The sequence below is a fragment of the Caballeronia grimmiae genome (genome assembly GCF_000698555.1).
Taxonomy (GTDB): Bacteria; Pseudomonadota; Gammaproteobacteria; order Burkholderiales; family Burkholderiaceae; genus Caballeronia; species Caballeronia grimmiae.
Genome location: NZ_JFHE01000021.1, coordinates 56,937 through 70,420, shown reverse-complemented (window position 1 = coordinate 70,420; position 13,484 = coordinate 56,937). Strand labels below are relative to the sequence as shown.

12 protein-coding genes are annotated in these 13,484 nt (G+C 64.1%); 3 read left to right on the top strand and 9 right to left on the bottom strand.

The window, feature by feature from the left end; translation table 11 throughout:
- Window positions 1-300: 300 nt before the first annotated feature.
- The 9 genes from BG57_RS19975 to BG57_RS19935 form a co-directional block, all read right to left on the bottom strand.
- Window positions 301-762: a peroxiredoxin gene (locus tag BG57_RS19975; RefSeq protein WP_035967459.1), complete on the bottom strand. Its 462-nt coding sequence runs from the start codon at window positions 760-762 to the stop codon at window positions 301-303.
- A gap of 71 nt (window positions 763-833) precedes the next feature.
- Entirely contained in the window at window positions 834-1,730 is an 897-nt protein-coding gene (locus BG57_RS19970) for a polysaccharide deacetylase family protein (protein ID WP_035967458.1), read from the bottom strand.
- Window positions 1,731-1,740: 10 nt separating this feature from the next.
- Complete coding sequence (locus tag BG57_RS19965; RefSeq protein ID WP_052005905.1) at window positions 1,741-2,796, bottom strand: bifunctional UDP-4-keto-pentose/UDP-xylose synthase; 1,056 nt, start codon at window positions 2,794-2,796, stop codon at window positions 1,741-1,743.
- A complete protein-coding gene (locus BG57_RS19960) occupies window positions 2,793-3,779 on the bottom strand; it encodes a formyltransferase (RefSeq protein WP_035967457.1) in 987 nt (328 codons plus the stop codon). The genes BG57_RS19965 and BG57_RS19960 overlap by 4 nt, the downstream gene beginning before the upstream one ends.
- Entirely contained in the window at window positions 3,776-4,816 is a 1,041-nt protein-coding gene (locus tag BG57_RS19955) for a glycosyltransferase (protein WP_035967456.1), read from the bottom strand. The genes BG57_RS19960 and BG57_RS19955 overlap by 4 nt, the downstream gene beginning before the upstream one ends.
- Window positions 4,817-4,832: 16 nt before the next feature.
- Window positions 4,833-5,990, bottom strand: a complete 1,158-nt coding sequence (locus BG57_RS19950; protein WP_035967455.1) for a DegT/DnrJ/EryC1/StrS family aminotransferase — start codon at window positions 5,988-5,990, stop codon at window positions 4,833-4,835.
- 37 nt (window positions 5,991-6,027) lie between these two features.
- Window positions 6,028-6,399: a DMT family transporter gene (locus tag BG57_RS19945; RefSeq protein ID WP_035967454.1), complete on the bottom strand. Its 372-nt coding sequence runs from the start codon at window positions 6,397-6,399 to the stop codon at window positions 6,028-6,030.
- Between the two features lie 60 nt (window positions 6,400-6,459).
- Entirely contained in the window at window positions 6,460-8,133 is a 1,674-nt protein-coding gene (locus BG57_RS19940) for a glycosyltransferase family 39 protein (RefSeq protein WP_035967452.1), read from the bottom strand.
- Between the two features lie 379 nt (window positions 8,134-8,512).
- Window positions 8,513-8,887, bottom strand: coding sequence for an Mth938-like domain-containing protein (locus BG57_RS19935; RefSeq protein ID WP_035967449.1), 375 nt, complete (start codon window positions 8,885-8,887; stop codon window positions 8,513-8,515).
- A 420-nt stretch (window positions 8,888-9,307) separates the two neighbouring features.
- On the opposite strand from BG57_RS19935, the gene BG57_RS19930 reads away from it, so the two are divergent.
- From BG57_RS19930 to thrC, 3 genes are read left to right on the top strand one after another with little or no spacing between them, the layout of a single operon-like run.
- Window positions 9,308-10,546, top strand: a complete 1,239-nt coding sequence (locus BG57_RS19930) for a pyridoxal phosphate-dependent aminotransferase (RefSeq protein WP_174447237.1) — start codon at window positions 9,308-9,310, stop codon at window positions 10,544-10,546.
- A 24-nt stretch (window positions 10,547-10,570) separates the two neighbouring features.
- Window positions 10,571-11,887 carry a homoserine dehydrogenase gene (locus tag BG57_RS19925; protein WP_035967443.1) on the top strand — a complete coding sequence of 439 codons (1,317 nt, stop codon included), beginning with the start codon at window positions 10,571-10,573 and terminating at the stop codon, window positions 11,885-11,887.
- 13 nt (window positions 11,888-11,900) lie between these two features.
- Window positions 11,901-13,346, top strand: coding sequence for a threonine synthase (gene thrC / locus BG57_RS19920; RefSeq protein ID WP_035967441.1), 1,446 nt, complete (start codon window positions 11,901-11,903; stop codon window positions 13,344-13,346).
- Window positions 13,347-13,484 lie beyond the last annotated feature (138 nt).

Below are 13,484 nucleotides of genomic sequence, written 5' to 3'. Positions count from 1 at the left end.
GCGCCTGGTGGCGCGCTTCGTTGTCGAAAACGCCGGTCGCCTAGGTTTCGATCTGCTCCTCGGTGCGTGACTCGCGACGCACAGGCCGCCGATCCACCCGGCCGCCGCGCGACGCCAATAAAAAAGCCGCCGTCCGTGTTACCGGAACCAGCGGCTGACTTCTCTTTCGGAGCGCCTGCGCCGTGCCCGTCCCACGTAGCCCGGGTCCATGCCGACGGCGCCGGAAGGCGCGCGGCGGCAGGCGCGAAGGCGAAGGGAATGGGGTGGACAGGCGCTCATTGCAAACCAATATAACGTGCCTCAAATCGCTTGTACAGCCTCGACGATAGCCTCTACGTGCCCCGGCACCTTGATGCCGCGAAACTCGCGGCGCAGCACACCGTCCGCGTCCACCAGAAACGTCGAGCGCTCGATGCCGCGCACTTCCTTGCCATACATCTTCTTCATCTTGACGACGTCGAAGAGCGAGCAGATTGCCTCGTCGGAATCGGAGACGAGCGTGTACGGCAGCTCGAGCTTCGCCTTGAAGTTGTCGTGCGACTTCACGCTGTCACGCGAGATGCCGACGATTTCCGCCCCTGCGGCCTTGAACTGCTCGTAGTGGTCGCGAAAGCCGAGACTTTCCGTCGTGCAGCCGGGCGTATTGTCCTTCGGATAGAAGAACAGCACGACCTTCTGGCCGCGCAGGTTCGAAAGCGTGAACTCGCCGCCCGTCGCGGGCGCGGTGAAGTCGGGAACGGGCTGGTCGACTGCGACTGGCACGTAGGTTTCTCCTGTTGTCGTTGATTCTTGTTGAGCGGACGGGCGCGCGGCGCGATTTCGCTGTGTTTCGTTCAGCCGGCCTGGACGATCAGTTCGCCCGCACGGCCGGGAATCTCGCCCCACGTCACCGGATACGACGGCAGCGTGGCGCGATCCAGCGTCGCATGATAGTCGCCCATCGTGGCGAAGCTGTGTCCCTGCGCGCGCCAGCCGGCGAGCAATTGCTCGAACACCGGCGCGAGTTTCTGGCCTTCGAGTTCCGCATGCAGCGTGAACACCTGATCATGCGGGTTGTTCATCGTATGCCGCAAGACATGCGCCGCGACGTTGCTCACGTCGACGCCATCCACGCCCAGCACTTCGTCGAGCGTCGGGAGCGTGGTCGGCATCTGGATGTGATCGAGCGTGCGGCCATCCAGCACGGGAATATACGGCGTGTGCCCGCGTCCATCGGATGCATACCGCATGCCCCATGCGTCGATCTGCTCGAACGCATAGCCGTTCATCTGCCAGCCGGCCGCGCCGTGCGTGACGGGCGGTGCGCCGAAAATCTCGATGAAGCGTGCATGGCTCTGCTGCATCTGCGCGACGGTCCACGCGCGGTCGCGCGCGCGCACGTTGTCCTGCCAGTAGACGTGATCCCACGTGTGGATGCCGCATTCGAAGCCGGCTTCGTGGATTGCGCGCATCTCCGATACCGCCTGCCTGCCGATGTCCGGCCCCGGCAGCAGCACGCCATACATGAGCGTCTTGATGCCGTAGTGCTCGACCACCGACGTGCGCGACACCTTCTTGAGAAAGCCCGGCCGGAACACGCGGCGCAGCGCCCAGCCGGTGTGATCCGGACCGAGGCTGAACAGGAAGGTCGCGCGGGCGCTGTATTTGTCGAGCAGACGCCCGAGATTGGGCACGCCTTCGCGGGTTCCGCGCAGCGTATCGACGTCGATCTTCAGGACGATGCGAGCCACCCGTCGTCCCTCAGTTCTGGTCGGCCTGTTCGACCAGCTTGCGTGCCTCGCCCACGATCCCGCGATACGCTTCGAAAATCTTGCGCAGCGCGTCGTCCATGGTGGCGTGCGGGGCCCAGCCGAGTTCCTGCATCGTGTTGTCGATCTTCGGCACGCGATTCTGCACGTCCTGATAACCCGCGCCGTAGTACGCGCCCGACGATGTCTCGACGAGTTGCACCTGCTTCGCCGTTTCGGCGTATTCGGGGAACTCGTTTGCGAGCGTCAGCATCTTGTTCGCAAGCTCGCGCACCGAGAAGTTGTTCTTCGGATTGCCGATGTTATAGATCTTGCCCGTCGCGACGCCGCCCTTGTTCTCGATGATCTTCATCAGCGCGCCGATGCCGTCGTCGATGTCCGTGAAGGCACGCTTTTGCGCGCCGCCATCGACGAGGCTGATGTTCTCGCCGCGCACGATGTGGCCGAGAAACTGCGTGACCACGCGCGACGAACCTTCCTTCGGCGTGTAGATGGAGTCGAGGCCCGGGCCGATCCAGTTGAACGGACGGAACAGCGTGAAGTTGAGGCCTTCCATGCCGTAGCCCCAGATCACGCGGTCCATCAGCTGCTTCGAGCACGCATAAATCCAGCGCGGCTTGTTGATCGGGCCGTAGGAGAGCGTGGAGTTCTCCGGGTCGAACTGCTCGTCGGTGCACATGCCGTAGACCTCGGAGGTCGACGGAAACACCAGATGCTTGCCGTACTTCACGGCCGAACGGACGATCGGCAGGTTCGCCTCGAAGTCCAGCTCGAACACGCGCAGCGGCTGCTTCACGTAGGTCGCGGGCGTGGCGATGGCGACGAGCGGCAGAATCACGTCGCACTTCTTCACGTGATACTCGACCCACTCCTTGTTGATCGTGATGTCGCCTTCGAAGAAGTGCATCCGCTCGTGATTCGCGAGCTCGCCCAGGCGATCGGTTTGCATGTCCATCCCGAAGACTTCCCAGTCGGTGGTTTCGAGGATGCGCTTGGACAGGTGATGGCCGATGAAGCCGTTGACACCCAGGATGAGGACTTTTTTCATGAATGACGATTGGATTGAATGAGTCGGCCGAATTCGGCGGGATCGACGGCGCGTTCTTCGCCTAAGGGATGCGAAGCGGCGTCGAGCAGCCGATGGCGCAGTTCGTGCACGGCGATCACGCGGCCGTCGCCGCAGACGCCAAACAGCGCATTATCCGTCACCCTTAGGCCTGGCGGCAAACTCCGCAGTTCGGCGAGCTTCTGCGGCGGTGTGCCTGGCGCGCCGGTTTCGGGCACGAGGCGCGCGCGCGCGACGATGAAACGATGCTCGCCGATATCCGTGAAAGCGCCGGGATAGGGCGGGGCGACGGCGCGAATCAGGTTGTAGACGCGCTGCGCCGGCTGCGTCCAGTCGATGCGCCCGTCTTCCGGCTTGCGCCCGCCGTAGTAGCTGCCGGCGGCGAGATCGTTCGGCAGATGCGGCGCTTCGCCGGCGAGCAGCGCGGGCAGCACGCGCCAGAGCGTCTGCTCGGCGGCGACGACGGTTTTGTCGAAGACCTGGGCGGCGGTATCGTCGGGGAGGATAGGCACGGGCGTCTGCGCGACGATCGCGCCGGCGTCGGGCTTGGCCGCCATTTCGTGCAGCGTCGCGCCGGTCTCGGTCTCGCCGTTGATCACCGCCCAGTTGGTCGGCACGCGGCCGCGATACTTCGGCAGCAGCGAGCCATGCATGTTGTAAGCGCCGCGTCTGGCGAGCGCGAGCAGCGCGACCGGCAGCATGTGCCGGTAATAGAACGAGAAGATGAAATCGGGCGCGGCTTTCGCGACGGCGTCGTGCACGTCGGGCGACTTGGGATCGGCGGGCGTGATCACGTCGATGCCATGCTCCGCCGCGACCTGCGCCACGCTGCCGAACCAGATGTTCTCGCTCGCGCTGTCCTCGTGCGTGACGACGAGCGCGACATCGACGCCACGCGCGAGCAGCACTTGCAGGCAGCGCACACCGACGTTGTGATAGGCGAAGACGACGGCGCGCGGCTTCATCGGCCGTTGTCCTCGCGGCTGACGACGGCGGCGATCGGCTGCATCACGTTCTGCATCGGCCTTTCCGCGACCGGCAAGCCGTCGCGCTGTTCGAGGATCGTCTGCACGAGATAGCGCGGCCGTGCACGCACTTGCTGATAAATGCGGCCGATGTATTCGCCGAGCAGCCCGAGCGCGAAGATGATCACGCCGAGCATGAAGAACGTAATGGCGAACAGCGTGAACACGCCCTGGACTTCCGCGCCGAACATGAAGCGGCGAATCAGCAGCAGCACGAAGAGGCCCGCCGAGCCGACCGACAGGATCACGCCGATGAACGACAGCCATTGCAGCGGCACCACCGAGAAGCCGGTGACGAGATCGAAGTTGAGCCGGATCAGGCTGTAGAGCGAATACTTCGATTCGCCCGCGAAGCGCTCCTCGTGCGCCACGTCCACTTCGATCGGATTCTGCGCGAAGGTGTACGCGAGCGCGGGGATGAACGTATTGATCTCGCCGCACCGGTTGATCGTGTCGATGATGTGCCGGCTATAGGCGCGCAACATGCAGCCCTGATCGGTCATCTTGATCTTCGTGATGCGCTCGCGCAGGCGGTTCATCGCGCGCGACGCCTTCTTGCGCCACAGGCTGTCCTGACGCTGCTGACGGATCGTGCCGACGTAGTCGTAGCCTTCGCGCATCTTGGCGACGAGCTTGCCGATTTCTTCGGGCGGATTCTGCAGGTCGGCATCGAGCGTCACGACGATGTCCCCGCGCGATTGCTCGAAGCCCGCGAGAATCGCCATGTGCTGCCCATAGTTGCCATTGAGCAGGATCACGCGCGTGGTATCGGGACGCAAGTGGAACTGCTGCGCGAGCAGCGCGGCCGACTTGTCGCGGCTGCCGTCGTTGATGAAGATGACTTCATACGACGTGCCGAGCGCATCGAGCGCCGGGTAAAGGCGCTCGAACAGCGCGGCGAGGCCGTCCGCCTCGTTGTACACCGGAATGATGACCGAGACTTCGGGCGAATTCGCCGGAAAATCCGAATGACTCATGTGGCTGTGCATTTCGTTAACGGTTGAGGCCAAACTGTTCGCAGATTTCATCGACCGACTTCACGACATGCGCGACATCGTCCTCGCTCATCAGCGTGAAGAGCGGCAGCGTGACCGTCGATGCGCCGTATCGCTCGGCGTGCGGGAACATGCCTTCGGCAAAGCCGCGCGCGCGATACAGCGAAAACAGATGCAGCGCCGGATAGTGCACGCCCGCGCCGACGCCGCGTTCCTTCAACTGTTCCATGAATTGCGCGCGCGTCAGTTGCAGCTTGTCGAGCGGCAGCGCGATCTGGAACATGTGCCAGTTGCTGTCGGTGAAGTTGCGCGGCGGCAGTCCGGCGCCGAGCCGCACCGCCGCGCCGCCTTCGAACGCGTCGAAGTAGGCGCGCGCCAGTTCGCGGCGCTTCTGGGTGAAACGTTCCACTTGCCGCAACTGCCCGAGACCGACGCGCGCCGCGACATCGGTCAGGTTGTACTTGCCGCCGAGCACGTCGCAGTCCATGCCGTCGAATCCCGTGCGCGTGATGCCTTGCAGCCGGTACTTGCGCGCCAGTTCCGCTTCGTCCTCGTTGTTCATGATGAGGGCGCCGCCTTCGATCGACGTCACGTTCTTGTTCGCGTGAAAGCTGATCGACACCAGATCGCCGAACGAGCCAATCCGCTTGCCCTTCCACGTCGAGCCGAACGCCTGCGCCGCGTCTTCGATCACGCGCAGCTTGTGCTCGCGCGCAATCTCGTAGAGCCGGTCCATATCCACCGGCAAGCCCGCGAGATAAACCGGCATGACCGCTTTCGTGCGCGGCGTGATGGCCTTTTCTAGCAAGTTCAGGTCCATGTTCCGCGTGACCGGATCGATATCGACGAACACCGGCGTCGCGCCGACTTCGAGGATCACGTTCGCGGTCGAGACCCACGTCATCGGCGTGGTGATGACTTCGTCGCCCGCGCCGACGCCCGCGATGCGCAGCGCGATTTCCATCGTGCAGGTGCCGGAATTGAACGCGCGCACCGGGCGCCCGCCGAAATATGCCGACAACTCGGCTTCGAATTGCTGATTCTGCGGACCGGTCGTGATCCAGCCGGAACGCAGCACGTCGACGACGCCCTGAATGGTTTCCTCGTCGATCTCAGGCTTGACGAAGGGCAGGAACGGCCGCGAGGTCTGAGTCATGGAATGTCTGCTTAACAAAAAGGGAGTGAAACGGGAATCAGCCGCGCGCGAGCACGGCCACGCCGACGAGAATGATGCCGATACCGATGAGCCGCTGCACCGACAGCACTTCGCCGAACAGATACCACGCCGCGAATGCGTTGACGACGTAGCCGAGCGAGAGCATCGGATACGCGACCGACACATCGACCCGCGACAACCCGACGATCCACACGACGACGCTGACCACATAGCACGCGAGCCCGCCGATGATGGGCCATTGCGTCGCGATCCGGAAACCGACGGGCAGAATGTTCGCCGGGGTCATATCGAAATGGCCGACGGCGTTGACGCCTGCCTTGAGCAGCAACTGGGCGCACGCGTTCAACAATACGCCGATGACGATGCAAGTGAAGGAAATCGGATTCATCGATTGGACAATAAGGATACTCGGTTCATTGGCGGATGCCGGCGTCATCGACGCGCGCCGTCACGGCTGCGGCTTCTCGACGATCACGCGCCGCGCATCGCGGGCGATGACCTGCATCGGCACCCCGCGCGCGAGCATTTCGTCGTAGCGCCCCGGCGGCAGCAGCGCCAGCGCGTAACGATCGGCGTTCCAGCGCCGCACCCAGTCGTCAATGGTCGGCAGCCACTTCTGCGGTTCCGTCGTGACGCCGAACCTCAGTTCGTCGGATTCCTGCACCATCGTCATCGTGCGGCCGAGGTAGAAGGGCATCGTGTGGTCGAGCTTCGCGATCGAATAGAAGGGCGTGTCGGGCGGCAGCTTGGCCATCGCGGCCTTGACGGCCGGCACGAGTTTCACGCCGGAACTTTCGGTGCCGAAGACGTCGTGCCCCGTGCCCGCGATCGTGCCGAGCAGCAGCCACGCCGCGCCGAGTCCCGCCGCGCCCGCCAGCACACTGCGGCGGTTGAGCCACAGCGCGAAGATCGTCACGACGAACGCCACCGCAAGGCCCGCATACACCCAGACCTGAAACGCGCGATACAACGCGTTCGGCGTGCCCGCGCTTCCCGCCCGGCCGAGGAAGATCGCGCCGAACGCCGCCGCGATCAGCAACACCGCGTATCCGATCAGATGTCTGCGGTACTGGCTCTTCGTGAGCGACGGCAGATAGAGGCCGAGCACGAGCGCGATGGCCGGCGCGATCGGCAGCACGTACGACAGCAGCTTCGAATGCGACGCGCTGAAGAACAGGAAGATGAACGCCGACCAGACGAGCAGCATCGTGACGGGCGCGAAGCCGTTGGGCTGGCGCGGCGTTTTCACGCCGTGGCGCACGCTCTGCACCACGATCGACAGCCACGGCAGGAAGCCCACGATCAGCACGGGCACGAAGTAATAGAACGGCCCCGGACGGTTCTGCTCGGGCGTCAGATAGCGCTTGAACTGCTGCACGATGAAGAAGAAATCGAAGAACTCGGGGTTCTTCATCTGCACGAGCACGAACCACGGCGCCGCGACGATCAGAAACACGATCAGCCCGCTGCCGATATAAAGGCGCTTCCACAGCGCCCAGTCGCGCGACACGATCGAGTAGATGACGAGCACCGCGCCCGGCAGGATGAGGCCGACGAGCCCTTTCGAGAGCACGGCGGCGGCCATCGCGGCCCAGCAGAGCCACATCCAGAGCCGCACCTGGCGCGCGGGCAGGCCGGGGCGCTGGGCGAGCAGCAGGGCGCAGAGCGTCAGCTCCATCCAGAACGACAGGCCCATGTCCAGCGCGTTGAAGTGGCCCATCAGATTCCAGTAGGGGCACGTCGCGAGGATGACAGCGGCGGCGAAGCCCGTCATCGCGTTGAACACGCGCTTGCCGGTGAAGCCGATGAGCAGCACGCCAGCGAAGCCCGTCAGCGCCGTATAGAGGCGCGCCTGCCATTCGCCGATGCCGAACCACGCGAAGGTGAGCGCGTTGGCCCACGTCTGCAGCGGCGGCTTCTCGAAATACTTGTAGCCGTTGTAGCGCGGCGTGATCCAGTCGCCGGTGACGAACATTTCTCGCGCCATTTCGGCGTAACGGCCTTCGTCGCTCGGAACGAGATGGCGCAGACCGAGCGGCGCGAACCAGATGATCGCGAGCGCGAGGATGAGAAGCGTGAGCGAAAGGCGTGTGAGCGGTAGCCGCGAAGGCGTATCGTTCATGAAGTCGACCTGTCCGATGCCGCGATGCGGCGCTAGTGAATCAAGAAGGGCTTTGACGTTGTCGTGCTGTCGTGCTGCCGCGCCCGCGTGCCGGGGCGCGACTGCGCGCGTTCCGCATCCTCAGGCATGAAAATACGGCGCAAGTTCTCGCGCACGCTGCTCGAAGTGGGAAACCCAACGGAAAGCCCGATGAAAGGGCATGGCGCCGCCGCGCATGAGGCCTCGGCGCGAGCGCGACGGACGCCGGGCGGGAGTGTATCGCACGGCCGCCCCGATTCGTCATTTTGGCGAACGGCTGCCACTGGGGCGGCGTCCGGCCGCGCCGCGCGAGTGTCGCCGATGCTGGCTTAACGGACGCTTATCCGCGGCGAGTCGACACTCACGCCTCGATCAGCAACGCGGCCGCGACGCGCCGGCCTTCGGACATCAGAATGTTATAGGTGCGGCAGGCCGCGCCGAAGTCCATCGTTTCCACGCCGATGCGGTGCTTCGCCAGTTGCGCGACGAGGCGCGGATGCGGGAAGCGCAGCTTCGTGCCGCTGCCGAAAATCACGACCTCGGGCGCGGCCTCGACGAGGGCCTGGAAGTGTTCGGGGGTGAGCGCGTCGAACGACGAGACCGGCCAGTTCGTCACGGGCGCGTCGGGCATCACGAGGACGCTGCCTTCGTGCCGTTGCAGATTGATCGCGACGAAACCGTCTCCGTAACTCGTGATCGTATTGAGTGCGCCGCTCGATTCCTGATGAAGTTTCAAAACGAAGTTCCGGCAAGAGAAGAAGGGCGGACGCGGCTCCGAGGCAAGGCTGCGCGGCTAAGTTCGCGGCGCGCTTTGGTGCATTGCGGAACCGGGCCATAATCGGTAAATTATAACTTTCCGGCCGCCCGGTCTGCTTGCGCGGCAACCGTTGCGCTCGCGTGCCGCCACAAGCCGCCATCGACACGCAATCCGGCCGGCAGCGCCCGCGCCCTATCTGGCGGGGCGTCATCCGCAGCGCCGGAAGGCGCGAAATCCTGGCCGTGTCGGTTCCGCACAACCCCGTATCACCCGCTTTCGTCGATACTTCCAAGCGGTGCGCCGGCGTCCGCGCGTATCGCCGCGGCGAGCCGCGCCGCAAAAACCGCAAGCACGCCGCAAGAACCGCACCGTATTTGTCCATCATCAGAGCCGCCCGCCGTGAAACCGATCCTCAAATCCAATAAGCTGCAAAACGTCTGTTACGACATTCGCGGACCCGTGCTCGAACACGCGAAGCGCCTCGAGGAAGAAGGGCATCGCATCATCAAGCTCAACATCGGCAATCTCGCGCCGTTCGGCTTCGAAGCGCCCGACGAGATCATTCAGGACATGATCCGCAATCTGCCGGGCTCGTCGGGCTATTCGGATTCGAAGGGCGTCTTCGCCGCGCGCAAGGCGATCATGCATTACACGCAGCAAAAGGGCGTGACGGGCGTGGAGCTGGACGATATCTACATCGGCAATGGCGCGTCCGAGCTGATCGTGATGGCCATGCAGGCGCTCCTGAACGACGGCGACGAAGTGCTGCTGCCCGCGCCGGACTATCCGCTGTGGACGGCGGCCGTGAGCCTTTCGTCGGGCACGCCGCGCCATTACATGTGCGACGAGAGCAACGGCTGGATGCCAGATCTCGACGACATTCGCGCGAAGATCACGCCGAACACGAAGGCGCTCGTCGTCATCAACCCGAACAATCCGACCGGCGCGCTGTATTCGGACGAACTGCTGCAAGAACTCATCGGCATCGCGCGGGAGCACGGGCTCATCGTTTTCGCCGACGAGGTCTACGACAAGATCGTGTACGACGGCAAGACGCACACGTCGATGGCCGCGCTCTCGGAAGACGTCATCACCGTGACGTTCAACAGTTTGTCGAAGAGCTATCGCTCGTGCGGGTATCGCGCGGGCTGGATGGCGATTTCCGGGCTGATCGAAGAAAATCGCCGCCGCGCGAAGGACTATCTGGAAGGTCTCGGCATTCTGGCGTCGATGCGCCTGTGCCCGAACGTTCCCGGTCAATATGCCATTCAGACGGCGCTCGGCGGCTATCAGAGCATCAACGACCTGATCGTGCCGGGCGGGCGTCTTTTCAAGCAGCGCGACCTCGCGTACGACATGCTGACCGCCATTCCGGGCGTGACGTGCGTGAAGCCGCAGGCCGCGCTCTACATGTTCCCGAAGCTCGACCCGAAGATGTACCCCATCGCCGACGACCAGCAGTTCATCACCGACCTGCTGCTCGAAGAGCGCGTCCTGCTCGTGCAGGGCACGGGCTTCAACTGGCCGACGCCGGACCACTTCCGCGTGGTCTTCCTGCCGAACGTCGACGACCTGGCCGATTCGATCAATCGCATCGCGCGCTTCCTCGACGGCTATCGCAAACGGCACTCCGCTTAATCTCTCTATAAAGACTCGCGCAGTATGGAACCGATCAAAGTAGGACTCTTGGGCTTCGGCACGGTAGGCAGCGGCACGTTCACGGTGCTCAAGCGCAACCAGGAAGAAATCAAACGGCGCGCGGGACGCGGCATCGAAATCACGCGCGTTGCCGTGCGCACGCCGGCGAGGGCGCAGGCCGCAGAGGGCGTCGCGATTACCGATGACTTCCGCGCGGTCGTCGACGATCCTTCCATCGACATCGTGTGCGAAATGATCGGCGGAACCGGCTTTGCGCGCGAACTAGTGTTGCGCGCGATCGCGAACGGCAAGCATGTCGTGACGGCGAACAAGGCGCTGCTCGCGGTCCACGGCACGGAGATCTTCGAGGCGGCGCGCGCGAAAGGCGTGATGGTCGCGTTCGAAGCGGCGGTGGCGGGCGGCATTCCGATCATCAAGGCGCTGCGCGAAGGCCTGACGGCCAATCGCATCGAAGCTATCGCGGGCATCATCAACGGCACGACGAACTACATCCTGTCGGAGATGCGCGACCGGGGCATCGACTTCGCGACCGCGCTCAAGGGCGCACAGGAACTGGGCTACGCCGAAGCCGATCCGACCTTCGACATCGAAGGTGTCGACGCCGCGCACAAGGTCACGATCATGAGCGCGATCGCGTTCGGCGTGCCGGTGCAGTTCGATCGCGCGCATGTCGAGGGCATCAGCAAGCTGGCGGCCATCGACATCCGCTATGCGGGCGAGCTCGGCTATCGCATCAAGCTGCTCGGCATCGCGCGGCGCACGGAGAAGGGCATCGAGTTGCGCACGCATCCGACGCTGGTGCCGGAGAAGCTGCTGCTCGCCAACGTCGAAGGGGCGATGAACGCGGTCGTCGTCCAGGGCGATGCGGTCGGCACGACGCTCTACTACGGCAAGGGCGCGGGCGCGGAGCCGACGGCGTCGGCCGTGGTCGCGGACCTCGTCGACGTGACGCGCCTGCATACCGCCGATCCGGAGCATCGCGTGCCGCATCTCGCCTTCCAGCCGGATAGCCTGTCGAATACGCCGATCCTGCCGATCGAGGACATCACGAGCGGCTATTACCTGCGCCTGCGCGTGGCCGATGTGACCGGCGTGCTCGCCGACATCACGCGCATTCTCGCGCACAAGGGCATCTCCATCGACGCGCTCCTGCAGAAGGAATCCGAGCAGGTCGACGGCGGCAACAAGGGCGAGACGGACATCATCCTCATCACGCACGAGACGGTGGAAAAGAACGCGAACGCGGCGATCGCGGAGATCGAAGCGTTGTCCACGGTCGTCTCGAAGGTTACGAAACTGCGCATGGCAGTGCTGCACTAAACAGGTACGCGACATGAACTACATTTCGACGCGCGGCGCCGGCACGAACGAGCGCCACACGTTCTCGGACATTCTGCTGGGCGGCCTCGCGAAAGACGGCGGTCTCTATCTGCCGGCCGAGTATCCCCGCGTATCCGCCGATGAACTCGCGCGCTGGCGCACGCTGTCGTACGCGGACCTCGCGTTCGAAGTGCTGTCGAAGTTCAGCGACGACATTCCCGCCGACGACCTGCGCTCGCTCACGCGCAAGACATACACCGCGCAGGTCTACAGCAATGTGCGCCACGAAGAAGCCGCCGTGCAGATCACGCCGCTGAAGACGCTGGGCGTCGAGAACGGTGCGCCGCTGTCGCTGCTGGAGTTGTCCAACGGGCCGACGCTCGCCTTCAAGGACATGGCGATGCAACTGCTCGGCAATCTCTTCGAGTACGCGCTGGCCAAGCACGGCGAGACGCTGAACATTCTCGGCGCGACCTCGGGCGATACCGGCAGCGCCGCCGAATACGCGATGCGCGGCAAGACCGGCGTGCGCGTCTTCATGCTGTCGCCGCATAAGAAGATGAGCGCGTTCCAGACGGCGCAGATGTTCTCGCTGCAAGACCCGAACATCTTCAATCTGGCCGTGGAAGGCAACTTCGACCACTGCCAGGACATCGTGAAAGCCGTCTCGAACGACCACGCGTTCAAGGCGACGCACAAGATCGGCACGGTCAATTCGATCAACTGGGCGCGCGTCGTCGCGCAGGTCGTCTATTACTTCAAGGGCTATTTCGCCGCGACGAAGACCAATGACGAGCGCGTGTCGTTCACGGTGCCGTCGGGCAACTTCGGGAACGTGTGCGCGGGGCATATCGCACGCATGATGGGGCTGCCGATCGAGCAGCTGGTCGTCGCGACCAACGAAAACGACGTGCTCGACGAGTTCTTCCGCACGGGCGTGTATCGCGTGCGCGGCGCGGCGGAGACGTATCACACCACGTCGCCGAGCATGGACATCTCGAAGGCGTCGAACTTCGAGCGCTTCGTGTACGACCTGCTCGGCCGCGATCCGGCGCGCGTGTTGCAGCTTTTCCGCGACGTCGAAGAGAAGGGCGGCTTCGATCTGGCGGCAAGCGGCGATTTTGCGCGCGTGAAGGAATTCGGCTTCGTGTCGGGCAAGAGCGGTCACGACGATCGCGTGCAAACCATCCGCGACGTCTTCGAGCGCTACGACACCATGATCGACACGCACACCGCCGACGGCGTGAAGGTGGCGCGCGAAAACCTCAAACCGGGCGTGCCGATGATCGTGCTCGAAACTGCGCAGCCGATCAAATTCGGCGAAACGATCCGCGAGGCGCTCAATCGGGAGCCGGAGCGTCCGGCGGCATTCGTGGGACTTGAAAAACTGCCACAAAGGTTCGATATCGTTCCGGCAGACGCAGCCGTCGTGAAGGCGTTCATCGCCGAGCGCACCTGAGTTTCCAGATTCGCCGCTGTGACGCGCGGGGCGCGGTCCGGAAGGGGCCGCGCCCCGCGCTGCTTTTATCGCGGCGCTGCTGCTCCGTCTGCCGCGTGCACGATCCGGGTAGCCGCCCCGCTTGCGCCCCAACGCCGG

Excerpts from the sequence above, each read along its gene's own strand:
- thrC (WP_035967441.1), top strand. The coding sequence starts at position 11,901 with ATGAACTACATTTCGACGCGCGGCGCCGGCACGAACGAGCGCCACACG.
- BG57_RS19960 (WP_035967457.1), bottom strand. The coding sequence starts at position 3,779 with ATGAAGCCGCGCGCCGTCGTCTTCGCCTATCACAACGTCGGTGTGCGC.
- BG57_RS19945 (WP_035967454.1), bottom strand. The coding sequence starts at position 6,399 with ATGAATCCGATTTCCTTCACTTGCATCGTCATCGGCGTATTGTTGAAC.
- BG57_RS19940 (WP_035967452.1), bottom strand. The coding sequence starts at position 8,133 with ATGAACGATACGCCTTCGCGGCTACCGCTCACACGCCTTTCGCTCACG.
- BG57_RS19950 (WP_035967455.1), bottom strand. The coding sequence starts at position 5,990 with ATGACTCAGACCTCGCGGCCGTTCCTGCCCTTCGTCAAGCCTGAGATC.
- BG57_RS19965 (WP_052005905.1), bottom strand. The coding sequence starts at position 2,796 with ATGAAAAAAGTCCTCATCCTGGGTGTCAACGGCTTCATCGGCCATCAC.
- BG57_RS19955 (WP_035967456.1), bottom strand. The coding sequence starts at position 4,816 with ATGAGTCATTCGGATTTTCCGGCGAATTCGCCCGAAGTCTCGGTCATC.
- BG57_RS19925 (WP_035967443.1), top strand. The coding sequence starts at position 10,571 with ATGGAACCGATCAAAGTAGGACTCTTGGGCTTCGGCACGGTAGGCAGC.